Origin of the sequence: Microbulbifer sp. CAU 1566 (assembly GCF_023156515.1) — a bacterium.
In the GTDB taxonomy this organism is placed as follows: domain Bacteria; phylum Pseudomonadota; class Gammaproteobacteria; order Pseudomonadales; family Cellvibrionaceae; genus Microbulbifer.
Map to the genome: position 1 here is coordinate 228,659 of NZ_JALNMG010000005.1, position 26,259 is coordinate 254,917.

The following is a 26,259-nucleotide window of genomic DNA, read 5'->3' on the forward strand; positions in this document are numbered from 1 at the left end:
CTTTGCGGTGATTCCCCTCAAAAAAAAAGCCCTCACTAGGAGGGCAAAGATGACGAGAACCAAAGAGAGAAACTTCATAAAGAAGAATCAAAAACACAAAATCCGTTTCAATACATCGTCCAAAAACTTCCAACAAAAATCACACTGACTGATTGCGATGACAGCTGGCCAACCATCCTGGTCGGTTACTTCCAGCTGCGCATCTTGTGCCCTTTCAGAGCGTAAAACAGGATGAACAGGTAAGCCGGGATCGCAAGGATATAGGCGGCCTGGCCGTCACCGGTGTCTGCGAAGTGGCCGTACAGCGGCGGCAGTACCGCACCACCGGAAATACCCATGATCAACAGCGCCGCACCCTTGGAGGTGAACTTGCCCAGGCCTTCCAGAGCCAGCGGCCAGATTGCCGGCCAGCACATGGCGTTGGCGAAGCCCAGCAGCGCCACAAAGTAAACGGCGTTAGGAATTTCAGGCAGACCAAAGTGCGCCAGGGTGGCTGCAGACATGGCCGTGCTTTCCAGAGAGCCGGTCATTACCGCCACCGTGAACACCATACCCAGCACCGCAGAGATCAACAGCGCCGTCTGCTGACTGATAAAGCGCGGAATGGCGATGGTGCCGTAGATGTAACCCAGTACCATGAAGACCATGGTGTAAGAGGTCAGTACCGAGGCAACCGCGGTATCCAGCCCCGCCTGCTTGCCCAGCAGACCAATGGCATCACCGGCAATCACTTCCACACCCACATAGAAGAACAGTGCGATGGAGCCCAGGATCAGCTGCGGGAATTTTTTCAGTCCCATCAGGGTGATCGCCGCATCTTCCTGCCCTTCGATCACCTCGTCTTCGATATTCGGCAGCGGTGCAAACATCATGGCTACCGCCAGTACAAAACCGAGAATCGCCATACCGATATAGGGGGTGACCATCTGACCGGCCAGCTCGTCCAGCTTGGCGTCTTTGGCTGCAGCAGTCAGAGCAGACAGTTCCGCTTCAGAAATTCCGCTGATACCGGACAGCACCAGTGCGGCAAACACCAGCGGCGCAACAATGCCGGCCCCCTTGTTCAACAGCCCCATGATGCAGATGCGCACCGCTGCGGTATCGGGGGAGCCGATTTTCACCACATAGGGGTTGGATGCGGTCTGTAGGATGGTCAAACCGGAACCCACCACAAACTGCGCCAGCAGGAAAATACCGAACATACGGCTGTAAGCGGCGGGAATAAAAATCAAGGCACCCACTGCCACCAGCGCCAGCCCCAGCGCCATACCGGTTTTGTAGCCGGTGCGTTCAATAATCGCGGCCATGGGCAGCGCCATTACCGTGTAGGCGATATAAAAGGCGGAAGCAACGAGCATGGCCTGGAAGGCGCTCAGCTCACAAATCGTTTGCAGGAACGGAATCAATGCCCCGTTCAACCAGGTCACAAAACCAAAGATAAAAAACAGCAGGCCGATGATAGTCATCGGCAAAACGCTGCTGCGCGTTTCGCTTTGGCTAATAACTGCGGTATTCATAGATTCACCTTTAATTATCGTTATTTAGCGTTGTTTAAATTCGTCATCAGTTTTGTTTTTGTCGCGGGCGTTTAGCCTGCGGAGAAGACTTCCTGTCCGCCGATCCAGGTCTTTTGCACCTGAAGGTCGTCGTTAATCAAAATCATATCGGCGGCAGTACCTTCGGCGATACGGCCACCGGCAAAACCCAGGTACTCCGCCGGATACAGTCCGGCCATGCGCAGGGCTTCGGTCAACTCAACGCCACACCAGTCGCGGATATTGCGCACCGCGCCGATCATATCCAGGTGTGAACCGGCCAGCTCTCCGGTGTTGGAGGTGAGCTTGTCGCCGTCGCGGGTGACGATGCGGTTAAACAGCGGGAAGCTCTGCTCGTCGCTGCCCACCAATGACATGGCGTCGGTCACCAGCATGATCTTGCCGCGAGGCTTGGCCTTCAGCGCCAGAGTCATGGCTTCCGCGCTCACATGGTGGCCATCCGCAATCAATCCGCACCAACAGTCGTCGCTGATCAATGCGGTACCCACCATGCCGGGGTCGCGGGAATGCAGTGGCGACATGGCGTTATACAAATGGGTAAATCCGCTTGCGCCTGCGGCTACCGCCGCGGCTGCCGTTTTGCCGTCGGCATTGGAATGACCGAGGCAGACTTTCACACCGAGAGACACCAACTTGGCGATATCTTCCGGGGCGACGTTTTCCGGCGCCAGGGTGACCACCTTCAGGCCGAGGTCGTCCCGGGCATAAATCGCCAGCTCCTCTTCGCTGAGCGGGCGAATAAAACATTCTTCGTGGGTGCCTTTTTTCGGCGCACTCAGGTGCGGACCTTCAAAGTGCACACCGAGGACACCGGGCACCCCTTCTTTCAGGGCGGCACTGACCGCGTCTGCGGCTTTTTGCATTACGTCCACCCGATCGGTAATCAGGGTGGGCATAAAGCCGGTAGTCCCGAACTGGGCGTGGGCCGCAGACATTTTTCCAAGGGCATTGACGCTGGTGTCGTTATTGAACAGCGCACCACCGCCACCGTTGACCTGCACATCAATCAGGCCCGGCGCCAGCAATCCCTGCAATCGCACAGCGTCGGCCGCAGGGGTTCCGCCGAGGGAAACCACCTTGCCGCCGTCAACGGTCAGCGCCACATCCTTGCGTAGCTGCTCACCGTCGAATAACTGTTCTGCGATAAATGCCTGTACCACGTCCAAAATCCTTATCCGCGATCAAACGGTCTGGGTAACTTTCTTCAGACCCGCCGGTTCGTCCGGGTTGATACCCCGGCTTACCGCCACATGGGCAACGTCGATGTAGAAGCGCTGCAGCAGGGGCAGCGGCGCAACGCGCGGGTGTACACCCTTGCTCGGCACATGCAGATTGATCAGGGTGCCACCGCGACGGATGATGTCGGCGATCTGCTCACTGTGCGCCTTGTAGGATTCGTCCTCGATGGGCACGTTCACCACGGTGAGCTTCTGCTCTACCAGAGTCACAGGACCGTGCAAGAACTCCGCACTGGAGAAAGACTCCGCGTGCACGCTGCACACTTCCTTCAGCTTCAGCGCCAGCTCACGGGTAATACCGTAGCCGGGACCGCGGCCGAGAACCACCAGGTTCTTCACGGCAGCCAGGTCTTCCGGGCGCAGCTGCACGTCGGATTCAATGGCGTCGGTAAGGGTTTGCGGCAGCATTTCAACGCCGGCTTTCAATTCTTCGTCCTGGGTCCAGTTGGCCACCAGTTGCAGCACCGCAGACAGGGTGCACAGGTAGCTCTTGGTCGCAGCAACGGCCAGCTCAGGGCCTGCCTTCAGCGGCACAACTTGATCGACAATATCTTTGATCGGCGCGGTTTCGTCGTTGACCAGGGCCACGGTGTAGGCACCGGCGTCTTTGGCCATTTGCGCCTGGGCGAGGATGTCCGGGCTGCGGCCGGACTGGGAAATCACGATGACCAGTGCGTCTTCAAGCTTCAGTTTTTTACCGTAAACACTGGAGACAGACGGTGCGGCCGCAAAGGTCGGAGTGCCGGTCTCAATTTCAATCAGGTACTTGGCAAATACGCCGGCGTGGTCGGAAGAACCGCGGCCCACGATCATCACAAAACGCGGCGGCTTGGCGCGCAGGCGCTCGCCCAACGCTTCCATGATCGGTGCGTTGTTCTTCAGCTGCTCGGCAATCCGACTCGGGGCCTCACGGGCCTCGGTTTCCATTACTGTCATTGCCATAGATGCATCCACCTTGTTGGCCTCACCAGAGGTCACTGCGCTCATAAAATCTATCCGTAACTTTTTCTGACGTCGTCTTCCGACAACCTGTGTGTTCTAACGATTCGTCGCTCTTATCCAAAGAGCGCCTTGGCATCGGCCTCTTCCGCCGACTTGGATTCACTGTCACCCAGTGCTGCCAGGGAGTGCTGTGCGAAGTAAACACAGCCCAGTTCCGGCGGATCCAGTGGGTCGGAAACCCGCTCGGCCACGTGTGGTTTGAGCCAGGGTTTCAGGCGCGGCGCCAGACCGCCGATCATGGCCAACCTTGGCGGCTTACTTTCCATCAACTTGTCGGCAAGATCACTGATGTAAGCAGCACCATCGCGCATGATCGCAACCGCGACCGGATCGTCTGCCTCGGCGCACTCAACCACCGGCACCGCCAGTTTGGCGTACTGGCTGGAGGGCTTGCCCGCCATCATCTCGATCACATCGTAGGGATCGTCAGTGCCCAGCGCCTTCTGCAGTTCCTGCTTGAGCTGGGAACCGCCGGCCAGACCTTCCATGGCCATCAGCAGGTATTTGACCGCTTCCATCCCCAGCCAGGCACCACTGCCTTTATCGCCGTGGGGAAAGCCGTGACCACCAACAATCTCGCTGCGGCCATTGACCCAGGAGTAACCCACGGAGCCAGTACCGGCGATGATCACCGCGCCGTCGCCGCCGCGATGGGCGCCCAGACAGGCAGAGTGTTGATCGGTGGTAAGGAACATTTGCCGGAACGGATGTGCCCAGGCGTTCATTTCATTGTAAAGCCGGGGCATGTTGACCCCCGCCAGGCCGACGCCTGCAACCAGATCACCCATCGTCTCCGCCGGCAGGCCAGCATCCGCTACCGCCAATGCAGCAGAGCGCACAATGGAGTCAATCGTCTGGGCATAACCATGAAGGGGGTTTGCGGGCCCGGAGACACCGGTACCCAGCAGGCGATTGTTCGCATCAAAAATGGACGCGCGGCACTTACTGCCACCGCCATCGATGCCAACATAAAGAATTTCCCTGCTGTCTCTCAAAGCAACCATCTGAACCGGCCCCTAAGATTTTCTATTGTTATGTGTCCTTACCGGATTCCCCACCGCAGTGACTGCGCCCCAGTGAAATCCGGCGCGGCGTGTTTGACGCCTGTGCCAATATGGGAGAAATACTACAGGACAAATGACAGCGTTGTCATGCCCTTTTTCAAAAAAAGCTCCAAGATTTCCCCCAAGAAACGGTTATTTCTCGCTCATTCCACCCGTAACAGTAGCTGACATCCCGGGAAGCCGGGCGCTACAGGCACCAAGGACAAAAAACGTACAGCTCAAATACGCCCGGCCCGGAGACTTTTTAGAAACGCAGCACACGTACGAGTTCAACCTAATTGCAATAACTTCGTCACAGTTTTCTGCGATAAAGCGCGCGCCCGCACACCAAAACACAAAGCGCGGCAGGCCGATCAATGTATTCAGGAAACCAAATCACGCGGTAAGGGGGAATCGATGGAACGCAGCCCTGCAGGCAAGCGCACCTTTATTAATGTCATCTTCACAGTATTCATGTTGCTGTTTGCCGGCGCAGCCACTGCCGCCGACAAGGCGCCCAGAACCCTGTTTCGCCTCACAGGATCCAACACCATCGGTGCGGACCTGGCCCCGGCCCTGGTCAAGGACTACCTCCTCTCCCTCGGCGCCACCCACATCACCCAGCGTACCCAGGGTGAAAAGCACTGGATTGATGCCCGACTACAAGATGAAGCCATCGTCGTACCTATTATTGCCCTGGGCTCCAGTACCGGCTTCAAAGCGCTGAATGAAGACAGCGCCGATATCGGCATGGCCTCACGCAAAATCAAAACCAAAGAAGTCGGGATGCTGGAGCGCTTTGGGGATTTCGCCGGCCCCCAGGCAGAACACGTGATCGGACTGGACGCACTGGTAATCGCCGTGCACCGCGACAACCCGATTTCGCAATTGAGCGTAGTGCAGCTTGGGCAGATCTACCGTGGTGAAATCTACAACTGGGCCCAACTGGGTGGCCCGGACCTGGCCATTCGGCCGCTGCACCGGGACATGGAGTCTGGCACCCGCGCCACTTTCGACAGCGAAGTATTTGGCGGCAGCCGCCCGGCAGCCGCCTCCGCTTACGAGGTTGCCGGCAACCACGAAACCCGTGAGCTGGTGATGCGCGACCGCGGCGCCATCGGCTACCTGCCATTTGCCGATGCCGAAGGCATGCACAAGGTCGCGATCAAATCCGGCGACCTGGCCCCGGTAGTACCTGACCGCGGCGTTATCGCCACCGAAGACTTTCCGCTGACCCGGCGCCTATACCTTTATCGAAACCCGGGGCGCTACAACCCGCAGGTGGACGCCTTTATCCACTTCGTCGAGTCCCAGCGCGGCCAACAGATCGTCGCATCCAGTGGCTTCATCAACCTGACTCCGGTCGCCCTGAAGATGGCGCCCTACGCCAACGCGCCAGAAAATTACCGCCAATTGATGGAGAGCGGTTCGCGCCTCAGCATCTCGTTCCGCTTCGCCGACGGCAGTAGTGAACTGGACAACCGGGCCCTGCGCGACCTGCATCGGCTGCAGGATTTTATGGCGGAAGAGGACAATCGCAGCCTGTCCCTCACCCTGGTGGGTTTTGCAGACCGCAAATCCAACAGCAATATTTCCGACCTCATCTCCCGTTTCCGCGCCCTCAAGGTACAGGGCGCGCTCCTGCGCGATCACCAGCTGGGTGACAGCCAGATAATGGCCGTTGGCGCCTTTGCCCCTCTGACCGGCGACCGCGAACAGGGGCCGGTGAAAAACAGCCGGGTGGAAGTCTGGATCAACTGAGCGGGCGAGGTTCACCACTCGTCGATTTCCCCAAGTCAATTTCCCTAAATAGTCACCTGGTCGTCACGGTAAGTCGCTCCTTGAGCAACTATATTTATCGCCATGATGACCACATACCAGCCTCCGATATCTCCCGTCACCCGCCGATGTGTCAGCGTATTGTTGGCACTGGCGCTGGTATTGCTGGCTGGCTGCTCCAGTATCCGCCTGGTCTACGGCCACCTGGACTGGTGGATGGATCGCAACCTCAACAAGTACCTGGATCTGGATGGCCCGCAGAAAGCACTGCTGCAACAGCGCGTGGACGAGTTCCACCGCTGGCATCGCCAGACCCAACTGCCCCGCTACGCCGACTACTTTGAAAAGCTCGCCAAAGAAGTCGATGACCCGGACCACAGTCCCCAGCGTCTCCGCCAGATAGAACAGGAGGTTGACACCTTCTGGCAAAGCTCGGTCGTGATGCTGAGCGACCTGATGCTGCCGATCCTGGTGCAACTGGACAACGCCCAGATAGAGCAGCTCGCAGAAAACATACAGGAAGAGCGGGAGGACTCCCTGAAGAAGTGGGAAAAATCCAAGCGCAAGCGCGAAAAGGAATTCCGCAAACAGGCGGAGCGCTGGCTGGGGGACCTGACTGATGAACAGGACGCCATGATCGACCGCCAGCTTGCCTCCACTACCTTCGACCCCAAACGGCGTGATGCCCAGCGCCAGCAATGGTCAGAAGCCTTTCTCGCGACCCTGCGCAGCAAACCCGAAGGCTACCTGCAACAACTGCGGGAAATGCTAATCAACCCGCAATCGCTCTGGTCCCCGGAATACCGGAAGATGCAGGATCAACTGCGCGCCCAGGGGCGACAGCTTGCCAGTGAGATTCTCGGCAGCGCGACACCGGAGCAACGCCAGCACCTAAAAAGCAGCCTGCTGGAGTACGCCGCCGACTTCCGACATCTGGCCGCGCAAGCGCACTGAGCTTGCGGCCGACCGCCAGCGGGGGGCGTCGATCCCGTCGCCAGCTGTCATTCTTTCGGGCCGTTTCAGTTGCAACAAATTTTCTGCCAAAAAACCCTGTTTTTATCGGGTTTTCCGGTAAAAAAATGACAGAAAACATGACGCAATCCGCCCGCTGCTGATAAGCTCCCGTCCCGAGTTCAACCGCCACTCACCCCCACATAACCCGTGAAGAGAAGAGGATTTTCCGTGCGTATCGAGACCGCCCAACGCGAACAGCTGCAACAGTGGGAAAAAGAACTGGAGCAGCAGTACCAGCGCATTTGTCAGCACAACCTAAGCCTGGACATCACCCGCGGCAAACCCTCCGCAGACCAGCTGAACCTGTCTGACGACCTCGACGGCATTCTGAACGGCGACTACCGCGCACCCGACGGCACCGATACCCGCAACTACGGCGGCCTCGAAGGCATCGCCGCCGCCCGCGAACTGGGCGCCGATATCCTTCAGGTTCCTTTTGAAGAAGTACTGGCGGGCGGCAGCAGCTCCCTGACCCTGATGTACCACGCGGTACTTACCGGCTACCTGTTCGGCTTTGCCGGCAACCAGCCGTGGAAAGACATGAGCGCCCCCAAATTCCTGTGCCCGGTACCTGGCTACGACCGCCACTTCGCCATCTGCGAACAGCTCGGCATCACCATGGAAACCGTCCCCATGACCGCCACCGGCCCGGACATGGACGTACTGGAACAGAAAATCCGCGAAGACGACCAGATCATCGGCCTCTGGTGCGTGCCCAAATTCTCCAACCCAACCGGCGTCACCTACGATGCCGATACCGTGGACCGCCTGGCGCAACTGGCCAAAATTGCCAACCCCGGTTTCCGCATCTTCTGGGACAACGCCTACGCCATTCACGACCTGGACCACCAGGTAAAACTGCCGAACATCCGCGAAGCCGCACTGGGCAACGACACTGCCGATTCTGTACTGCAGTTCGCCTCCACCTCCAAGGTGACTCACGCCGGCTCCGGTGTTGCCTTCGTCAGCGCCAGCCCGGCCAATCTGGCTTCCCTGAAGCAGCAGATGTCCGCCATGACCATCGGCCCCGACAAGGTGAACCAGCTACGCCACGCGCGCCTGTTCCCGGAGCTGACCCAGCTGAAAGAACACATGCAGAAACACGCGGAAATCCTGCGTCCGAAGTTCGCCTGTGTACTGGAACAGCTGGAAAAGAATTTTGCCGATTCCGACCTGGGCGAATGGGAAACGCCCCTGGGTGGCTACTTTGTTTCCTTCAGCACCCGCCCGGGTTGCGCGCAGGAAGTGATTCGCCTGTCCGCAGAAGCCGGGGTAAAACTCACCCCCGCCGGCGCCACCTTCCCCTACGGTAAGGACCCGCAAGACACCAACATCCGCATCGCCCCCAGCTTCCCGCCTCTGGAGGAACTGGATACTGCTATGTCGGTTTTTGTACTGTGCGTTAAGCTGGCAAGTGTTCGTATTCAGCTGGCAAAAATGTAGCCGAAATAGATTTCGAGCACACATTCCGCACAGCGACTCCTCTCTCGAGGTTTAAAGTGCAACCGAAATCCCCGACCGAAAGGTACGGGGATTTTTTATTTTCAGGTGTGCACTTTTTCTGCAGGTTTGACGCTATAGGGCTATTGACTCGATCGGCCAACCCTCCCCCGAGCTAACACAATAGCCCCTTTGGGCCATTGAAATGGTTCACAAAAAACGAGTTACTAGCACCCTGATGGAATACTAAAAAAGCGAACTTCGGCTGCAAAATGCAGCCTATTTTTTAAACAAAAACTTGAAACCTGTACAACCAAAGTCTCTTGGGGGGAAACATGAATAAAAGCATCAACCTGAAAACACTGTTAGGAGTCGCACTGACCAGCGTACTCCTGACCGCGTGCGGTGGCGGCGGCGGTGGCGGCGGTGGCGGCGGCGGTGACTCGTCCGGCGGAAACAATAACAGCAGTAGCTCTAGTAGTAGTTCCAGCAGCTCTAGCAGTAGTTCCAGCAGCAGCGGCGGAAGTAGCAGTAGTTCCAGTAGCAGCGGCGGAAGTAGCAGTAGTAGCAGCGGCGGAAGCAGCAGTAGCAGTAGCGGCGGCGACAGCGAAGCTAATGCCAGCCTGCACGGCATTCAGGGATTTTATGCAGCCCCCTCTCTAGTACAGGTTCTGTTCCAGGCGTTTGACGAGAACGGTGACCCTAAGCCAGGTCTGGACCTGTCGGACTTCACCATCACTAATGATGGAACCGATATTACCAATAGTGACGAATCCTTGGCTGCAATTGCGCCAGCAACCGGCCTTGGCTTCACCCTGCCAACAGTATTTGCCTTGGACGTTTCTGCCAGTGTTAACGACAAGGAAATCCAAGATGCCGTCGGGCAACTTAGAAACATTCTGCTGGAAGAAGTCGAAGTTGAAAGCGAAACGGGTGTAACTACCACAGAGCTTCAGAGCAAGTTACTCGAAGGCCAGCAAATCGCTATTGTAATTTATGATGGCAATATCAATTTACAGCTCCCCTTCACCAGCAACGTCTCACTGATCGACGCGGCACTAACAGATCTCTACAATTTTGAGCGGGCGTCTCGCACAGACAACAGCTCAACAAATCTGTACGGAGCTACACGATATGCGCTGGGACTCTGGCAGGATTCCTTTACCAGCTCCAGCATCGTACAAGGCTATGCCGTAATTATCAGTGATGGTAATGACGAAGCCTCTCCCGGGGATAAAGACAGCACTATCGAATATATCCAAGATAGCGGCAAACGTGTTTTCACCATCCCAACTTCAGACGAAGCGACCCAACTAAGCGATTTGGCAAGTGACCCAGAGTATGCACTTGAGCCAACCGACTTCGAAGAACTGGGAGCGGAATTAACAAACGTATCCGACCAGATTCAAAACATTTTGAACGCTATTTATGTGTTGGAGTTCTCTTCCCCTAGACGTGACGGGGAAACCTATGAGCTGGGAATCACCTACTCCACTGGAGCCGGAGAGCCAACCATCCGCGGCAGCTATAATTCAAGTGTATTTACTGGAAATATGCCTGCCGAACTGCGAATCAATGGATTGCCAATTGCAGGTAGCCCCACGACCCTGACCAGCACAACAATCAACCTGCAGCCAGGTGAAACACTGGAGCTTACCGCCAGTACCCGCTGGAAAGCCAAGGACAAAGAAAGCGTCTACGCGTGGGTGGAAACCAACTCCGCTGGCCCCATTAGCCTCAGTGCAGCTCAAGGCCCAACCGTCACCCTGACCGCCAATGAAATCGGCTCGGAATATATTACCGTTACCGATGAAAACGTCCAGGTCGGCGCTGGCAATACTGACCTCGTTTCTGAAGATATTACCTTTTACGTTTCCGAAACTGATGTCAGCGCCAGCAATCTGCACATTAACTATGGCTATAACGTTACTCTCATCGCCACGTCTGCTGCAGAGAATGCACCAAGCTTCCAGTGGAGTTCTAACTCTAGCTACTGCTACCTTTCAAGCACTACAGGGGAAGAAGTAACCGTCTCTACTAACACTACTACCTTTGGACACTGTGGCATCACCGTTACTGACAATGGTAATGGCAGCTCTAAATACTTCGTCCCGATGACCCATGGTCGCCAGGGAACTCCTATCACTCTCAATGATGAAAACCCGATCAGCGCTGACTATGATTTTGAGTCAGGCTCCCTGCCGGATGACCGCTTCGATCCCTGGACCGTGGTTGCTGCCAGTAGCATTGATGCACCGGTAACTGCAAATGAAAGCTACGTATTGCAAGCTGCGGCCATCGGCAACAGTTCGTCTACGAGCTTTGAATTCACTTCAGTTGTCGCTGAAACAGTTAGTTTCGACTACGCAGTGAGCTCAGAGGAAAACTATGACTTCTTTAGATTCTATATCGATGGTGGTCTAATTTTTGAAGCCAGTGGACAAACCGACTGGGAGCGGTTCACAAGTGGAACCTTGAGCAGTGGCAGCCATAACTTCAAATGGGAATATATAAAAGACAGTGACGATTCTACCGGTTCGAACAGCGACACCGTCTGGATCGACAACATCGCCTTCGAATAATCTGAATTTCCGAAGACGACAGGCTGATGGAGCTTTTAACGCTCCATCAACCCATACAAAAAATCCCGCACTTGTGCGGGATTTTTTATTTTAGAGCTCCGATCTAAATCAGACCTGATTGCGCCGCGTCTGCCAGGTAATCGGGCGCGCATAATCCGCCACCTTGTCTTCCACCCCCAGTAACATCGCGAACAGTGCCATACGCACCAGCAGGCCGTTATCGGTCTGGCGGAAAATGGCCAGGCTCGGGTGTTCGTTGAGGTCCGAGTCCAGTTCGTTGGCTTCCGCGCGAGAGTCCCGCGGCAGTGGGTGCAGGATGACGGTATTGGGTTCCGCGTGGCGGGTAAAAATATCGCGGTTCAGGCGGAAGCGGCCGCGGTAGCGATCGGCCTCAGCCTGGGATTCAAAGCGCTCTTCCTGGATGCGGGTGGAATAAACGATATCCACATGCTTGATGGAAGGCTCCAGCTGATCGGTAATGGTTACCTCATGCCCCGCCTCGCGTAGCTTCTCCACCACCGCTTCAGGCATTGCCAGTTCACCCGGCGATACCAGCACCAGCTGCACCTTTTTAAACAGGCACAACAGCTTGCACAGGGAGTGCACGGTACGGCCGTGTTTGAGGTCACCGATCATGGCAATGCGGAAGTCGTCCAGGGTGCGGCCCTTGCCTGCCAACTCCTTGCGGATGGTGTAAAGGTCGAGCAGCGCCTGGGTCGGATGTTCGTTGGCACCGTCGCCGCCGTTTACCACCGGCACCCGGCTCGCCGCGGCAAACTCGGCCACCGAACCCGCCTGCGGGTGGCGCATACAGATCACATCCGAATAGCCGGACAGCACCCGTGCGGTGTCATAGAGGGATTCACCCTTGGCCAGTGAGCTGGCAGAAACTCCCACCGTCTCACGCACAGTGCCGCCGAGCAGGTTGAAGGCACAACCAAAGCTCACCCGGGTGCGGGTGCTGGGCTCAAAAAACATATTGCCGAGAATTGCGCCCTCGAGCACCCGCGTTACTTTCTCCCGGCGGGCGTAGGGGACCATGGTGTCGGCCACGGCAAAGATGCGGTCGATGTCACCGCGTTCGAACTGGCTTACGGAAAGGATATTGGCGCCGATAAAGTCCATTGATGCTCCACAAATATGCACTATCTGGCCGGGATCACCGGCTCTTTACCGGGCCGGTATTCTACGCGTGCGCAGGCCCGTGGAACAGCGACTCTTGATCCCGGAGACGACTGCCCACCAGTGACGGCCCACCAGTGCAGCAGTCTGCTGTGAGGTGGCATCAACCCAGCAATGCGTCGCCCCAGGATTCCAACTGGTCCAACAGGTGGCTGCGCTCCGGAAACTCCTCCCGCAAACGGGCAATCTCCTCGAAGTAGGACTCCATGGTAATACTCGCCCCCAGGGCCGGGTCGGTCAGGCGCTGGTAGCGCCACTCTTCCCAGCGCTCCTGCTCGTCCGCATTCAGGGTCTCGGGGAAATTCCGCGCCCGCAGGCGAAAGAGTAGTTCCGGCAGGCGCGAATCAGAAAAGGGTACCTGCCCCGCCAGGGCTTCCGGACCGCGACTGACCAGTGCGCTGTGCAACTGACGACACAGGTCGCGGTCGGCATCGTTCATAAAGCCGCCGTAGAGCTGCGCCTCCACATCTTTGGCTGGGAAGTCGCCATCGAGAAAGACCTTGTGCAGCTTCTCTGTCAGATCCAGCCCTTGCAGCGTCTGCCAGTTGGCCTCACAAGCGGCCTTGTCGATTCCCAGCTCAGTGGCGCGCGGGTCACTGAGCATATTCGCCGGCGCCAGCACCGGGCAGCGGTTCATGTGGATCAACTTGAGGCCCACGGGCAGTTCGCCTTCGCCCAGTTTGTCGCGGGCGGTGTAGAGTCGCTCGCGCAGGGCATCCGGGTCCAGATCCAGGATCGGTTGTGGATCCATGGCGAGGTTCGCACAGATGACCGCATTGCGATTGACCGGGTGCATGGCCAGCGGCAGAACATAGGTCAGATGGCCGTGGGTCGCGGGCACCTTGCCGGAGATATGCAGCAGCGGCTTGCGGTCGCGCGGATTCAGCAGCTTGGCAACTTCCTGCTTGCGACGCAGGTTATACACATAGTCATAGAGCTTGGGCTGCTTTTCCCGAATCAGTCGGGCCATATCGATGGTGGCGCGCACATCCGACAGCGCATCGTGGGCGCCCTCATGGCTGATGCCGTTGGCCGCGGTGAGCTCCTCCAGGCGGAAAGACGGCACCCGCACACCCTCGGCCACTTCCCGCTGCGGCCACACAATGCCCTCCGGCCGCAGCGCATAGGTGAGGCGTACCATGTCGATAATGTCCCAGCGACTGTTGCCGGACTTCCACTCGCGTTCATAGGGGTCCAGCAGATTGCGGTACAAGGTATGGCGAGTGACCTCATCGTCAAACCGCAGACTGTTGTAACCCACTCCACAGGTACCCGGCGCCCCCAGCTCATCGAGGATACGGCGAATAAAGTCGATCTCCGGCAGCCCCTCGGCCAGGGCTTTTTGCGGCGCCAGACCGGTGACCAGTGCCGCCATCGGCTGTGGCAGGCAATCACTGGTGGGCTTGCTATAAATCATCAACGGCTCGCCGACGATATTCAGCTCCTCGTCGGTACGGATACCGGCAAACTGTGAAGGTTTGTCTGCCCCCGGATCCACGCCCCAGGTTTCGTAGTCATGCCAGTAGAGAGTGGTGCTCATAGTGCCTCTGCTTCTTCCTGTGCCGGTCAATGGGAGAAAACCGCCATGTTAACGCAAATGGCGCAATTGCTGTCTGGACAGTCCCCCGAACCGGCACCAAGCTAGGTGCCGGCATCACCAGCAAACTATTCAATCGAATAACCAAGGAGCCCCCATGGCCGTTTCCCCCATCCCCGAAGGCATGAACAGCGTAACCCCCTACCTCTGCGTAAAAGGCGCGGCCAAGGCACTTGCTTTCTACACCGAAGCATTTGGCGCGACCGAACTCTTCCGCATGCCCGGCCCCGGCGGCCTGATCATGCACGCGGAACTTCAACTGGGTGACACCCGCATCTCCATTGCCGACCACCAAGAGGAATACAGCCCCCTACACGCACCACAGGACAGCAGCCCGGTGGGCCTGCTGTTCTACACCGAAAAAGTCGACGAGGTATTTGCCAACGCCATCAAACACGGCGCAACCGCACTGAGCGAACCCGCCGACCAGTTCTATGGTGACCGCAGTGGCACCCTCAAAGACCCCTTCGGCATGGTGTGGTTTGTGGCCACCCATATCGAGGATGTACCGGAGGAGGAGCTGGCCAAGCGGGCGGCGGAAATGGGCTAGCTAGCGTCACTGAAATGCGACGCGAAGGCGAAGCACCTGGGGCGGGATTTCGAAACCGTCGGGTACATGGATGTACCCGACGGAGCTACAGGGACGTATTCATGCGTTTTCGAAATCCCGCCCCAGGTGCTTTGCCGCCACCGAGCCAGTTCAACACCCCAGTTCAACACCAAAGTGCCTGCAGGTTGCAAACCCCCTCCCGCCCATTAAAATCCCGCCTTCTTCTATATTGTGCAGAACCTCCACGGATTAACGGCTCCCCATGAATATTCGCCAGCAGCTCAACGACATTTTCCAGACCGCCATGACCAACGCGGGTATTCCCGCGGAGTGCAGCCCGGCGGTGGCCCCGGCCAAAAAGGCGGGCTTTGGTGACTACCAGGCCAATGGCGCCATGGCGGCCGCCAAGAAAGTGGGCAGCAACCCCCGCGAGCTGGCAGCCAAAATCATTGAAAATCTCGGCGACCAGCCGATGATCGAGAAAGTGGAAGTCGCCGGCCCCGGCTTTATCAACATCCACCTTAGCGAAGCCTGGCTGGCCGACACCCTTGCCGCCGCCCGCGCCGACGAACGACTGAACATCGCCAAGGTGACCGAACCGCAAACCGCGGTTCTCGACTACTCCCACCCCAACCTCGCCAAAGAAATGCACGTGGGCCACCTGCGCACCACCATCATCGGCGATGCCCTGGCCCGTCTGCTGGAATTCCAGGGCCACACCGTCATCCGCCAGAACCACATGGGCGACTGGGGCACCCAATTCGGTATGCTGCTGGCACACCTGGCGGACAAGATGGAGAACCAGGACGCCGAGGTTGCCCTTAAAGACCTGGAAGTCTTCTACCGCGAAGCCAAGGTCCGCTTCGACGACGAAGAAGGCTTCGCCGATCGTGCGCGCGATTACGTGGTGAAACTGCAAGGTGGCGACGCCGACTGCCTGAAGCTGTGGCAGCGCTTTATCGACATCTCTATTAGCCACGCCGAAGAAATCTATGAAAAGCTTGGCGTTACCCTGCAACGCAAGGATGTCTACGCCGAGAGCCAGTACAACGACGACCTGCCGGTACTGGTGAAAGATCTGGTGGACCGCGGCATCGCCGTGGAAGACCAGGGTGCTATCGTCGCCTTTCTGCCGGAAATGGCAGACAAAGAGGGCAACCCCAGCGTCGTCATCATCCAGAAAAAAGGCGGTGGCTACCTTTACGCCACTACCGATCTCGCCGCCATCCGCTACCGTGCCAACGTGCTCAACGCGGACCGCACCCTCTACGTGGTAGACGCACGCCAGACCCTGCACCTGCAGCAGGCGTTCACCGTAGCGCGCAAGGCCGGCTACATCGGCGAAGAGCAAACCCTGGAGCACTGCGCATTCGGCACCATGATGGGCGACGACGGCAAACCATTTAAAACACGCACCGGCGGCACCGTGAAACTGGCAGAGCTGCTGGACGAAGCAGTGGAGCGCGCCACTGCGCTGGTGGCGGCCAAGAACCCGGACCTGAGCCCGGAACAGCAGGCTGAAATTGGCCGTGTGGTGGGTATCGGCGCCGTGAAATACGCCGACCTCAGTAAAACCCGCACCAATGACTACGTGTTCAACTGGAATGCGATGCTGGCGTTCGAAGGCAACACCGCGCCCTACCTGCAGTACGCCTACACCCGCGTGCGCAGTATCTTCCGTCGCGCCGGTATCGAGCCGTCCGCATTGACCGGCAACATGGTGCTGGGCACCAATGCCGAGCGCGCGCTCGCGATCAAGCTGAATCAGTTTGGCGAAGTGCTGGACCAGGTCGCGAAAGACACCTTCCCGCACGTGCTGTGTACCTACCTGTACGAACTGGCCAGTGCCTACATGGGCTTCTATGAAGCCTGTCCGGTACTGAAAGAAGGTGTGACGGAAGAAGAAAAACAGAGCCGACTGCAGCTGTGTGACTTGGTGGCGCGTACCCTGGCCACAGGTCTCGACCTGCTGGGTATTGAAGTGCTGGAGCAGATGTAAGCGGGTTTCGAGGGAAGGATAGAGGGCCTGTCAGGCTCTCTCAATGGCTCTTTCACTGGCTCTCTCAATGGAAAGAGCCTGCTGCAGTATCTGCTGGGCTTTGGCCAGTTCGGAATCCCGGATCAGCCAAAGCTCAGAATTCCAGTCCAGGCCACCCTGGCTCAGTTCCACCCGAATTTTCTGGGTCAGCACCGAGTGCCCCGCCGTTTCCAATAAGTTGCGCAGATAACTGCCGAGAAGCTGGTCGTTGGTGGTGTAAATTTTGCTCGCCATTTTGCGACTGGTTAACCTTTGCGATCCGTACTGCGCCGGGCTTTTGGCCTGGCTTTTCGTTCCATATCCCTGGATTTACCTTTCCGCTGCGCCGGCATTCCGGGGTAGGGTTCAACCGAAGTTGCGGAGGGGGTACTTAAAAAGATAGACCAGCGGGGCCCGGAATACCGGGGAAATTGAAGCCAAATCTGCACTTAGCGTTTTTCGGCGGGCTTGAACGGCGGCACCAGCTCCAGCGGTAAAACAGTTCCTTCATTTCCCTGAGCAGAAAGTGCAGGCAGGGTCGCTGAATACAGCTGGTATTTGTTTTTACCGTGGCGCTTGGCATGGTACATGGCCATGTCCGCCTTCTGTAGAATCGACTCGAGGGTATCGCCGCGATCCTCAACCGCAACCACTCCCACGCTCATGGTCACAGCCACCAGGTTGTCAGCAATTTTTACCGGCTGCGCCACGGTCTTCAGCATCTTTTCCGCCAGAATCCGGTAGGCTTCCGGCTCCTGCACGCTGCGCACAAACACGCAGAACTCATCACCACCGAGACGCGCCACTATGTCACCGCAGCGCATCACACTCAGCAGCCGTCGTGCAATCACCGTGAGCAACTCATCTCCACCCTGGTGCCCCAGGGTATCGTTCACCTGCTTGAAGTCATCCAGGTCGATAAAAAACAGGTAGCCCTTTTCCTGTCGGTTTTCCGGCTGATGCTTGCCCAGCTGCAGATGAAACTCCAGCTGCTCCATCAGGCTGTAGCGGTTATCCAGCCCGGTGAGGCTGTCGTGCATGGCAATCTGTTCCAGCTGCGCGGTTTTGCGGCTGACCATATCGTTCATGTCTTCCAGCTGCTCGCACACCGTTAGCCCGGTATCATCGAGTACATCCAGCTCATCGAACTTGTCCAGGGATTTGTGTACCGGTCGAATCAGTTGGCGCGCGTCGTTAAAGCGGCCGTTGGTCAGCAACGGCAACGCTTGTGCCAGCCGACGCAAACGCACGATGGGCCCCCACAGGGTGCCGGCGACCGCAGCGCTGAAAATCAGGGCACCCAGTACCGAAAACAGCAGCAACAGCTGTACCGACTCATCAATGTGCTCCACCTGGCCGGAAACATCTTCGATAAACACAAACTGCGCACCCGCCGCATCGACATCCACCCCCATGGTGCGGATATCGAACTCCCGGCTGTCCAACTCGTATACCCGGTTACGTTGCAGTGCGGCCAGCTCCTGCACTTCTGCCGCCACTCGGTTCAGCAGTGGCAACATACGTTCGCGGGAGGTTAGCGCCAGGATTTCACGCCGCCAGGCCGTCAGGAATTTACCGCCCGCCTCTGCCGGTGCCTCGTTGCGAACGGCAGACAGAATGCCGATATCCGAGCCGGTCATTTCCCGGAAAAGCTGCAGCTGCTTTGACAGGGTTCTGTCCACCTGCAGCACATAATCACCGCCGCGTGCGCGCATCGGTACCGACAGGCTCTGCACACACGTGTGTTCGCAGTGCACCAGCTCCATCGGTTGGCCGCGCAGTAACACCTGGCTGACCTGCTCTGCACTCAGACTACTGTGAGGCGAGCCCCAGCTCAGCAGCGGCTTGTCGCCGGCATCGTAGACTTTCAATGAGTGCAGATCCCAGCTCTGCTGGAGTATCTCCCACTGCCGATCCATAGCTTTGCGCAATTCGTCGCGGGAAGAAATACGGCCGCGAGGGCTCAGTGCGATTAGCTCCGCCAGCCGCGCCATTTCCTGGCGCGATTGCTGCAGCAAACCGGAAATCTGAAACTGAAAATTGAGGTGGCGGTGTTCGCGGTTTTTGGTCAGGAGGGATTGCAGGCTGCCGTTGCCCAGCAGAATAAAGAACAGGCACATGGCCACTACGAGTAGCAGCGAAAACAGACAGGCCTTGAAGCGCAGGGTGTTGAGATTGGCCAATTGCAGCACGGCAGAGTCCAGGTCAGGTCCCACAGGTTCTTGTTATTCCTTCAGTATGGTGCACTACCTGTATTTCGCCGCTGGAGTCGGCCCAGCTCCAGAATAAAATAACGCCAGATACGCTAAAACAGGATATCTGTCACAAAATTGCCCCTGGCCCAGCATATTTTTGACCTGATTGAGCATCAATTGCCCGCAATCACCGCGATTGCTAACATGCGCGCCGGCCAGAGCCGGGCACGCAATAGCCGAGCCCTCTCCGGCGCCTTTTCCCGTCGGATAACGACCGATTGGGTAACCTGACGCTGTGACACCAGAATTACTGGATACCGAAACGGATATCCCCAGTAGAAACCACTGGTCACAGGAATCGACGGTCAGGCTTAAGACGGATCATCACACCCGATCCACTTTGCTATTTTTTTACCGGCACATTGTATTTACTGGGCCCTACCCGGATTACGGTGCGCCGGCAGCACATTCAGTGTTTATAGGAATCCATCCACCATGACCCAGCCTTCCCTCAAGCAGTTGGAACAGCACGATGCCTTTATCCGCCGCCACATTGGCCCGGATGCCGCGCAGACCCAGGCCATGCTCGACACCCTCGGTGTCGCCACCCTGGACGAACTGATTGAAAAGACCGTCCCCGCCGCCATCCGCAAGTCCGATGACCTGGACCTGGCCGATGCGGTGGACGAACAGGAAGCGCTGGCGGAACTGAAAGCCCTGGCGAGCCGCAACAAGATCTTCCGCACCTTTATTGGTATGGGTTACCACGACACCATCACCCCCAATGTGATCCTGCGTAACGTGCTGGAAAACCCGGGCTGGTACACCGCCTACACCCCCTACCAGCCAGAAATCGCCCAGGGTCGCCTTGAAGGCCTGCTGAACTTCCAGCAGATGATCATGGACCTCACCGGCATGGAACTGGCCAACGCCTCCATGCTGGACGAAGGCACCGCCGCCGCCGAAGCCATGGCCATGTGTAAACGCCAGGTGAAGCGCAATAAATCCAACACCTTCTTCGTGGACGCCGACTGCCACCCGCAGACCATCGCGGTGGTGAAAACCCGCGCCGAGCACTTCGGTTTTGACGTTCTCGTCGGCAACTCGGAAACCGACCTGCCGGAAGAGCTGTTCGGTGCCCTGTTCCAGTACCCGGGCTCCACCGGTGTGGTGCGCGACCTCACGGACCTGATCGCCAAGGTACACAACGCCAACGCTCTGGTAACCGTAGCCGCGGACCTGATGAGCCTGGTTGCCCTGAAAGCACCGGGTGACATGGGCGCAGACGTAGTGGTTGGCTGCAACCAGCGCTTCGGTATCCCCATGGGCTACGGCGGCCCGCACGCCGGTTTCTTCGCTTTCCGCGAAGCCTACAAGCGCTCCGCCCCCGGCCGAATCATCGGTGTTTCCGTCGACAGCAAGGGCAAGCGTGCCCTGCGCATGGCGATGCAGACCCGCGAACAGCACATTCGCCGCGAAAAGGCTAACTCTAACATCTGTACCTCCCAGGTACTGCTGGCCGTAATGAGCGCCTTTTACGCGATTTACCACGGCCCCGAAGGCCTGAAGAACATCGCCGCGCGCATCCAGCGCCTGACCGATATCCTCGCCGCTGGCCTGCAGCAGCTGGGCTTCGAACTCACCCATGAGAGCTGGTTCGACACGCTGACGGTCAACGTTGGCGACAAGCAGTCCGCCATTTTTGACCGCGCCATCGCCGCCGAAATCAACCTGCGTAAAGTGGGCAGCGATGCGCTTGGCATGAGCCTGAACGAAACCACCAAGCTGGCCGACGTTTCCGAGCTGCTGGCGGTATTCGCCGATGGCGAACACGGCCTGGACCTCGGCAAGCTTGATAGCGAGCTGGTCGCCAAAGGCCCCGCCGGCGTACCGGCCAGCCTGCAACGCACCACTGACTTCATGACCCACCCGGTATTCAACACGCACCACTCGGAAACCGAGATGCTGCGTTACCTGAAGACTCTGGAATCCAAGGACATCGCGCTGAACCACAGCATGATTCCGCTGGGTTCCTGCACAATGAAGCTGAACGCCACCGCCGAGATGATCCCGGTGACCTGGCCAGAGTTCGGCAAGCTGCACCCGTTTGCACCGGCAGACCAGGCCGAAGGCTACCGCGAAATGTTCACCCAGCTGGAAGCCATGCTGGCGGAATGTACCGGCTACGATGCCGTGAGCCTGCAGCCAAACGCCGGCTCCCAGGGTGAATACGCCGGCCTGGTCGCGATCAAGAAATACCTCGAAGCCAAGGGCGAAACCCAGCGCGATATCTGCCTGATCCCGGCTTCTGCCCACGGCACCAACCCCGCTTCTGCGATGATGGTCAGCATGAAGGTGGTTGTGGTTGCCTGCGACAACAAGGGCAACGTCGACATCACCGACCTGAAAGCCAAGATCGAAGAGCATGGCGACCGCGTTGCCGCGTTGATGGTCACCTACCCGTCCACCCACGGTGTGTTCGAGGAAGGTATTCGCGAGATCTGCGAACTTATCCACAACGCCGGTGGCCAAGTGTACATCGATGGCGCCAACATGAACGCCCTGATCGGCGTGGCCGCGCCGGGCAAGTTCGGTGGTGACGTATCCCACCTGAACCTGCACAAGACCTTCTGTATCCCCCACGGTGGCGGCGGCCCCGGCATGGGCCCGATCGCTGTTGGCGAACACCTGAAACCTTACCTGGCCGGCCACCCGGTTACCGAGGTTCCGGGTAACGATCCCGTTAACGGCACCATCTCCGCTGCGCCCTGGGGCTCCGCGAGCATTCTGCCGATCAGCTGGATGTACATTCGCATGATGGGTAAAACCGGCATGAAGCTGGCGACTGAGACGGCGATCCTGAACGCCAACTACGTGGCCAAGAAGCTGAGCGAGCATTACCCGCTGCTGTACAAGGGCAGCAACGGTTTCGTCGCTCACGAGTGCCTGATCGACCTGCGCCCGCTGAAGGAAGCCAGTGGCATCACCGAAGAAGACATCGCCAAGCGCCTGATGGACTTCGGTTTCCACGCGCCCACCATGTCCTTCCCGGTAGCTGGCACCCTGATGATCGAGCCGACCGAATCCGAAGCTCAGGAAGAGCTGGATCGCTTTGTGGAAGCCATGGCAACCATTCGCCAGGAAGCAGAAGACGTTGCCAGCGGTAAATACACCGCAGAAGACAACCCGCTGCACAATGCGCCGCACACCCAGGACGACGTCATGACCGACGACTGGACTCACCCCTACAGCCGCGAAGTGGCCGGTCGCCCAGCCGCTTGGCTGAAGCACCACAAGGTGTGGCCTGCGTCCAACCGTATCGACAACGTCTACGGCGACCGCAACCTGATCTGCTCCTGCCCACCGGTTGAAAGCTACATGGACTGATATTTCGGTTCAGCCATAAAAAAGCCGGAGCATTGCTCCGGCTTTTTTGTTTCTCATACTCCCCCAGAAATGAGTGAATGCCTTACTGAGGAAGGAGCGGGCGATTCCGGTACCAATGATTGACCCGCAGGGTCAGTCCAATAATTGCAATACTGATCATCATCGTGGTCACACCGAGATAATCGCCGCTCAGGGATCCGGCAAACCCGGAATCCGGCATTAACCCGGTATGCCGGTAACTGGCTGCGGCCATTCCGGTGTAATGCATACCACACACCGCAACCCCCATAATCAGAGCACTACCCACCTTTTGCCAAAAGCCGTGTAAATGGAATGCCATCCACAAAGCAGCAAAAGAAGCGGCAACGGCGATCACTACGGAAATAATCAGAATATTGAGGTTGTACTCAATACTGGCGGGCATCAGCATCGCTTCCATACCCATGTAGTGCATACCGGCAACGCCAGCGCCCATCAGGATGGAAGTGGGAAGAAGCTTATCCAGGGTAAAACGCCCGCTACCAACAATAGCAAGGCCACCGGTACAGGCGGCCACAGCGATCACGATGGAAATTAACGTCTTGATGACGTCGTAAGACATGGGCATATGGGATTTCATTGCCATCATGCCGACAAAATGCATCGACCAGATAGCACCGCCACCCATCGCCAAGCCAGCGAAAGCAATAGCGCGCCGGCGATCCGCTTTGACTACCGCCTCAGCGATACCAGTCACCAGCTGCAAGGCCGCAAAAGATCCGAGAACCGAGATTACGTAGGAAAGCGCTACCAACGGCAGGCTGTACTGATCAAGCATTTAAAATCCCCCGGTGATATCTGCAGACTCAGGTCTGCAGATTTATAGTTGGGGAACTATACGCAAGTGGAATCATGACGGATCAGTATTAGACGGATAAGTAGTAGAAAGTTATTTCCGGTTAGCGGGAGGCCGGATCACGACACTCGCCTCGGACTTCACCACCGAGCTGCGATACGACCCGGTCAATTACAAAATATCCATCGCGACAGAAGCCGGATTCCTTCAGTTTCAGCTCCATCGCATAGTCAAAATCCATTCGGTTTCCGCGTCCGGCGGAACCGCCAGCTGGCGCCTGCTGGCGAATCATACCGCTGCGCATACTGGGGCTTTCCGTATAAGGACCGCGCATCAAAGGAGCCGCCATTTCCAGTGCATAGGTAAAGCGCTTGGAACCATTTGCGGAGATTTCCGTATGGAAAGACTCTTTTAATCCGGGATTCGGTGCCAGGGGTTCACTGGCACAACCGGCCAATAAAAGGATTAAGGGTGTGAAACAGGCATTCGATAACACGCGTCTGGACATTCTTCCCCCTGGCAAAATTATTTAAAAACAACCGTGCGATTGCCGTGAATAAATACACGCTCTTCCAGTACCAGCTGCAACGCGCGACTCAACACTTGCTTTTCCACATCACGCCCAGCGCTGGCCATGGACTCGGCAGAATAGCCGTGGTCCACATGAATCACATCCTGTTCGATGATTGGCCCTTCATCGAGGTCGTCGGTAACAAAGTGTGCCGTCGCGCCGATGATTTTTACTCCGCGCTCAAATGCCTGCTGGTATGGCTTGGCACCGATAAACGCCGGCAGGAATGAGTGGTGAATATTGATGATGCGCTTTTTGTAATGGGCCACAAATTGCGGTGTAAGCACGCGCATATACTTGGCAAGAATCAGGTAGTCGGGTGCATAGCTGTCCACCAGCTGCATGACCTGCTCTTCGTGCTGCACCCGCTCCAGCCCCTCTGCAGGCAGCCAGTGGAATGGAATATCAAACTTCTCTACCAGCGGCTGCAGGTCTTTGTGGTTGCCAATCACCGCGGCAATCTCCACATCCATCGCCCCCGAATAGCACTTCATCAGGATGTCACCGAGACAATGCGCCTCCCGGGTAACCATCAGCACCAAGCGCTTGCGCCCGCTGGCCACCAGCTTGCGCTCGGCGCCTTCCGGCAGTGCCAGATCCAGATCTTCCAGCAGGGTGATATCGTTGAAGTTGCCCTCCAGGGCGGTGCGCATAAAGAAGCGGCCCTGGGCGCGATCGACGAACTCGTCGTTCTTGGTGATGTTCAGCTGATGCTTGTAGCAGATGTTGGTGATCTTCGCGATCAGCCCTTTGGCATCGGGGCAGTCCGTTAGCAGTATCTTCTTTTCCATGGCCCAAAATCAGACTAATTATTCAGAACGCTGACTATACACTATGTGCATTCGTGTACCTGCCACGCAGGGCAATTATTGACCAATTTTTCTCTTTTACACCTAGGGGCTTTATGGACAAGCAACTTTTCAGCGAACACCTGGCCACCCTGCGCAAGCGCTACGATGAGATCCTCGATCAGTGCGGCTTCGAGACCCTGAACGTCTTCAGCGGCGCGCCATCCGTACAGTTTCTGGACGACAACTATTACCCGTTCCGCGTGAACCCCCAGTTCAAAGCCCTGGTGCCAGTCACCGACAACCCCCACAGCTGGGTCATCTACCGCCGCGGCCAGAAGCCCAAGCTGCTGTTCTACCGCCCGGTGGATTTCTGGCACTACGTACCCCCTGCCCCGCAGACCTTCTGGAGCGACGAGTACGATATCGAGCTGCTGTCAAAACCAGATGAAGCCAAGATTTTCCTCAGCGGTGAAAATGCGGCCTTTATCGGTGAAACCGCCAAGCTGGAAGGCTGGGACATCGGCGAGCGCAATCCCCAGCACCTGATCGACCGCCTGCACTGGGATCGCGCCTACAAAACCCCCTACGAATTCGCCTGTCTGCGCGAAGCCAACCGCATCGCCGTGCGTGCACACAAAGCAGCGGAAGACGCCTTCCGCGCGGGCGCCAGTGAATTTGAAATCAATCTCGCCTACATGAAAGCCGCCGGCCAGGGCGAAAACCAGATGCCCTACGGCAATATCGTTGGCCTGAATGAGCACGGTGCAATCCTGCACTACACCCATTTATCCACAGTGCAACTGCCTGAGAGCGAGCGTCGCAGCTTCCTGATCGACGCCGGCGCTGACTGCAATGGCTACGCCGCGGACATCACCCGCAGCTATGCCTACCGCGACGGCGAATTCGCTGATCTTGTCGCAGCCATGCACGAGAAAGAACAGGAGCTGGTCGCCGGCCTGACCCCGGGCGCCTCCTACGTGGAACTGCACCGCTCCTGCCACCACAAAATCGGCGAGCTACTGCAACAGTTTGGTGTGATCAAAACATCCCCGGAAAGCGCAGTGGAATCCGGCCTCACCGGCACCTTCATGCCCCACGGCCTCGGCCACTTCCTGGGTCTGCAGGTACACGATGTGGGCGGCCATCAAACCGGTCCGGAAGGCGGCAAAACGCCTCCGCCATCCGAATACCCTTTCCTGCGCACCACCCGCACCATCGAGGAAAACCAGGTATTCACCATCGAGCCGGGCCTCTACTTCATTGAAAGCCTGCTGGCAGACCTGAAAGAGTCTCAACTGGCCGACGAAGTGAACTGGGACAAGGTGGAAAAGCTGCGCCCGTTTGGCGGCGTGCGGATCGAGGACAACCTCATTGTGCATGCGGATCGCGTGGAAAATATGACGCGAGACTGCTACTGAGAAAATGTCTCAATATTGACTGCAAGGTGGCTCCCCCGAGGTACATTCGCCGTTAGGGAGCC

19 protein-coding genes are annotated in these 26,259 nt (G+C 57.6%); 8 read left to right on the forward strand and 11 right to left on the reverse strand.

All coding sequences use genetic code 11. The annotated features are described in order from the left end of the window. Positions 1 to 185: 185 nt before the first annotated feature. The 4 genes from M0G74_RS13885 to M0G74_RS13900 form a co-directional block, all read right to left on the reverse strand. Positions 186 to 1,517, reverse strand: coding sequence for a sugar MFS transporter (locus M0G74_RS13885; RefSeq protein ID WP_248218282.1), 1,332 nt, complete (start codon positions 1,515 to 1,517; stop codon positions 186 to 188). 71 nt (positions 1,518 to 1,588) lie between these two features. Beyond that, positions 1,589 to 2,716, reverse strand: a complete 1,128-nt coding sequence (gene nagA / locus M0G74_RS13890; RefSeq protein ID WP_248219120.1) for an N-acetylglucosamine-6-phosphate deacetylase — start codon at positions 2,714 to 2,716, stop codon at positions 1,589 to 1,591. A 21-nt stretch (positions 2,717 to 2,737) separates the two neighbouring features. Continuing rightward, positions 2,738 to 3,781: an SIS domain-containing protein gene (locus tag M0G74_RS13895; RefSeq protein WP_236250438.1), complete on the reverse strand. Its 1,044-nt coding sequence runs from the start codon at positions 3,779 to 3,781 to the stop codon at positions 2,738 to 2,740. A 68-nt stretch (positions 3,782 to 3,849) separates the two neighbouring features. After that, on the reverse strand, positions 3,850 to 4,800 hold the full coding sequence (locus M0G74_RS13900; RefSeq protein WP_160154344.1) for a BadF/BadG/BcrA/BcrD ATPase family protein: 951 nt from the start codon (positions 4,798 to 4,800) through the stop codon (positions 3,850 to 3,852). Between the two features lie 456 nt (positions 4,801 to 5,256). Here M0G74_RS13900 and M0G74_RS13905 point away from each other — a divergent pair, with 456 nt between their 5' ends. From M0G74_RS13905 to M0G74_RS13920, 4 genes are all read left to right on the forward strand, one after another. Continuing rightward, on the forward strand, positions 5,257 to 6,600 hold the full coding sequence (locus M0G74_RS13905) for a substrate-binding domain-containing protein (RefSeq protein WP_248218284.1): 1,344 nt from the start codon (positions 5,257 to 5,259) through the stop codon (positions 6,598 to 6,600). 102 nt (positions 6,601 to 6,702) lie between these two features. Beyond that, positions 6,703 to 7,572: a DUF6279 family lipoprotein gene (locus tag M0G74_RS13910; RefSeq protein ID WP_248218291.1), complete on the forward strand. Its 870-nt coding sequence runs from the start codon at positions 6,703 to 6,705 to the stop codon at positions 7,570 to 7,572. 228 nt (positions 7,573 to 7,800) lie between these two features. After that, complete coding sequence (locus M0G74_RS13915; RefSeq protein ID WP_248218292.1) at positions 7,801 to 9,075, forward strand: aminotransferase class I/II-fold pyridoxal phosphate-dependent enzyme; 1,275 nt, start codon at positions 7,801 to 7,803, stop codon at positions 9,073 to 9,075. 332 nt (positions 9,076 to 9,407) lie between these two features. Then, entirely contained in the window at positions 9,408 to 11,654 is a 2,247-nt protein-coding gene (locus M0G74_RS13920) for a VWA domain-containing protein (protein ID WP_248218293.1), read from the forward strand. 108 nt (positions 11,655 to 11,762) lie between these two features. On the opposite strand, the gene M0G74_RS13925 is transcribed toward M0G74_RS13920, so the two are convergent. Together M0G74_RS13925 and sbcB are read right to left on the reverse strand one after the other, a co-directional pair. After that, positions 11,763 to 12,779: an aspartate carbamoyltransferase gene (locus M0G74_RS13925; protein ID WP_248218297.1), complete on the reverse strand. Its 1,017-nt coding sequence runs from the start codon at positions 12,777 to 12,779 to the stop codon at positions 11,763 to 11,765. 160 nt (positions 12,780 to 12,939) lie between these two features. Next, complete coding sequence (gene sbcB / locus M0G74_RS13930; RefSeq protein WP_248218308.1) at positions 12,940 to 14,376, reverse strand: exodeoxyribonuclease I; 1,437 nt, start codon at positions 14,374 to 14,376, stop codon at positions 12,940 to 12,942. A 154-nt stretch (positions 14,377 to 14,530) separates the two neighbouring features. On the opposite strand from sbcB, the gene M0G74_RS13935 reads away from it, so the two are divergent. After that, positions 14,531 to 14,983, forward strand: a complete 453-nt coding sequence (locus M0G74_RS13935) for a VOC family protein (RefSeq protein WP_248218314.1) — start codon at positions 14,531 to 14,533, stop codon at positions 14,981 to 14,983. 262 nt (positions 14,984 to 15,245) lie between these two features. Next, positions 15,246 to 16,982: an arginine--tRNA ligase gene (argS, locus tag M0G74_RS13940; protein ID WP_248218317.1), complete on the forward strand. Its 1,737-nt coding sequence runs from the start codon at positions 15,246 to 15,248 to the stop codon at positions 16,980 to 16,982. A 30-nt stretch (positions 16,983 to 17,012) separates the two neighbouring features. Here the strand turns inward: argS and M0G74_RS13945 are convergent, their stop codons facing one another. Then, complete coding sequence (locus M0G74_RS13945; RefSeq protein ID WP_248218319.1) at positions 17,013 to 17,255, reverse strand: DUF2007 domain-containing protein; 243 nt, start codon at positions 17,253 to 17,255, stop codon at positions 17,013 to 17,015. 194 nt (positions 17,256 to 17,449) lie between these two features. Continuing rightward, on the reverse strand, positions 17,450 to 19,216 hold the full coding sequence (locus M0G74_RS18390) for a diguanylate cyclase (protein WP_248218327.1): 1,767 nt from the start codon (positions 19,214 to 19,216) through the stop codon (positions 17,450 to 17,452). Positions 19,217 to 19,690: 474 nt separating this feature from the next. Here M0G74_RS18390 and gcvP point away from each other — a divergent pair, with 474 nt between their 5' ends. After that, positions 19,691 to 22,582 (forward strand): aminomethyl-transferring glycine dehydrogenase, encoded by a 2,892-nt coding sequence (gcvP, locus tag M0G74_RS13955; RefSeq protein ID WP_248218348.1) that lies wholly within the window; start codon positions 19,691 to 19,693, stop codon positions 22,580 to 22,582. A gap of 82 nt (positions 22,583 to 22,664) precedes the next feature. On the opposite strand, the gene M0G74_RS13960 is transcribed toward gcvP, so the two are convergent. The 3 genes from M0G74_RS13960 to purU all read right to left on the reverse strand — a co-directional run bounded on the left by M0G74_RS13960 (position 22,665) and on the right by purU (position 24,779). Beyond that, positions 22,665 to 23,399 carry an MHYT domain-containing protein gene (locus tag M0G74_RS13960; RefSeq protein WP_248218350.1) on the reverse strand — a complete coding sequence of 245 codons (735 nt, stop codon included), beginning with the start codon at positions 23,397 to 23,399 and terminating at the stop codon, positions 22,665 to 22,667. Between the two features lie 121 nt (positions 23,400 to 23,520). Beyond that, a complete protein-coding gene (locus tag M0G74_RS13965) occupies positions 23,521 to 23,925 on the reverse strand; it encodes a hypothetical protein (protein WP_248218356.1) in 405 nt (134 codons plus the stop codon). Between the two features lie 17 nt (positions 23,926 to 23,942). After that, positions 23,943 to 24,779 carry a formyltetrahydrofolate deformylase gene (purU, locus tag M0G74_RS13970; RefSeq protein WP_248218383.1) on the reverse strand — a complete coding sequence of 279 codons (837 nt, stop codon included), beginning with the start codon at positions 24,777 to 24,779 and terminating at the stop codon, positions 23,943 to 23,945. Between the two features lie 113 nt (positions 24,780 to 24,892). Between purU and pepQ the strand changes: the two genes are divergently transcribed. Then, a complete protein-coding gene (pepQ, locus tag M0G74_RS13975; RefSeq protein ID WP_248218393.1) occupies positions 24,893 to 26,197 on the forward strand; it encodes a Xaa-Pro dipeptidase in 1,305 nt (434 codons plus the stop codon). Positions 26,198 to 26,259 lie beyond the last annotated feature (62 nt).

Excerpts from the sequence above, each read along its gene's own strand:
- pepQ (WP_248218393.1), top strand. The coding sequence starts at position 24,893 with ATGGACAAGCAACTTTTCAGCGAACACCTGGCCACCCTGCGCAAGCGC.
- M0G74_RS13945 (WP_248218319.1), bottom strand. The coding sequence starts at position 17,255 with ATGGCGAGCAAAATTTACACCACCAACGACCAGCTTCTCGGCAGTTAT.
- purU (WP_248218383.1), bottom strand. The coding sequence starts at position 24,779 with ATGGAAAAGAAGATACTGCTAACGGACTGCCCCGATGCCAAAGGGCTG.
- M0G74_RS13935 (WP_248218314.1), top strand. The coding sequence starts at position 14,531 with ATGGCCGTTTCCCCCATCCCCGAAGGCATGAACAGCGTAACCCCCTAC.
- sbcB (WP_248218308.1), bottom strand. The coding sequence starts at position 14,376 with ATGAGCACCACTCTCTACTGGCATGACTACGAAACCTGGGGCGTGGAT.
- M0G74_RS13905 (WP_248218284.1), top strand. The coding sequence starts at position 5,257 with ATGGAACGCAGCCCTGCAGGCAAGCGCACCTTTATTAATGTCATCTTC.
- M0G74_RS13895 (WP_236250438.1), bottom strand. The coding sequence starts at position 3,781 with ATGAGCGCAGTGACCTCTGGTGAGGCCAACAAGGTGGATGCATCTATG.
- M0G74_RS13900 (WP_160154344.1), bottom strand. The coding sequence starts at position 4,800 with ATGGTTGCTTTGAGAGACAGCAGGGAAATTCTTTATGTTGGCATCGAT.
- argS (WP_248218317.1), top strand. The coding sequence starts at position 15,246 with ATGAATATTCGCCAGCAGCTCAACGACATTTTCCAGACCGCCATGACC.
- gcvP (WP_248218348.1), top strand. The coding sequence starts at position 19,691 with ATGACCCAGCCTTCCCTCAAGCAGTTGGAACAGCACGATGCCTTTATC.
- M0G74_RS13960 (WP_248218350.1), bottom strand. The coding sequence starts at position 23,399 with ATGCTTGATCAGTACAGCCTGCCGTTGGTAGCGCTTTCCTACGTAATC.
- M0G74_RS13925 (WP_248218297.1), bottom strand. The coding sequence starts at position 12,779 with ATGGACTTTATCGGCGCCAATATCCTTTCCGTAAGCCAGTTCGAACGC.
- M0G74_RS13910 (WP_248218291.1), top strand. The coding sequence starts at position 6,703 with ATGATGACCACATACCAGCCTCCGATATCTCCCGTCACCCGCCGATGT.
- M0G74_RS13920 (WP_248218293.1), top strand. The coding sequence starts at position 9,408 with ATGAATAAAAGCATCAACCTGAAAACACTGTTAGGAGTCGCACTGACC.
- M0G74_RS13885 (WP_248218282.1), bottom strand. The coding sequence starts at position 1,517 with ATGAATACCGCAGTTATTAGCCAAAGCGAAACGCGCAGCAGCGTTTTG.
- M0G74_RS13965 (WP_248218356.1), bottom strand. The coding sequence starts at position 23,925 with ATGTCCAGACGCGTGTTATCGAATGCCTGTTTCACACCCTTAATCCTT.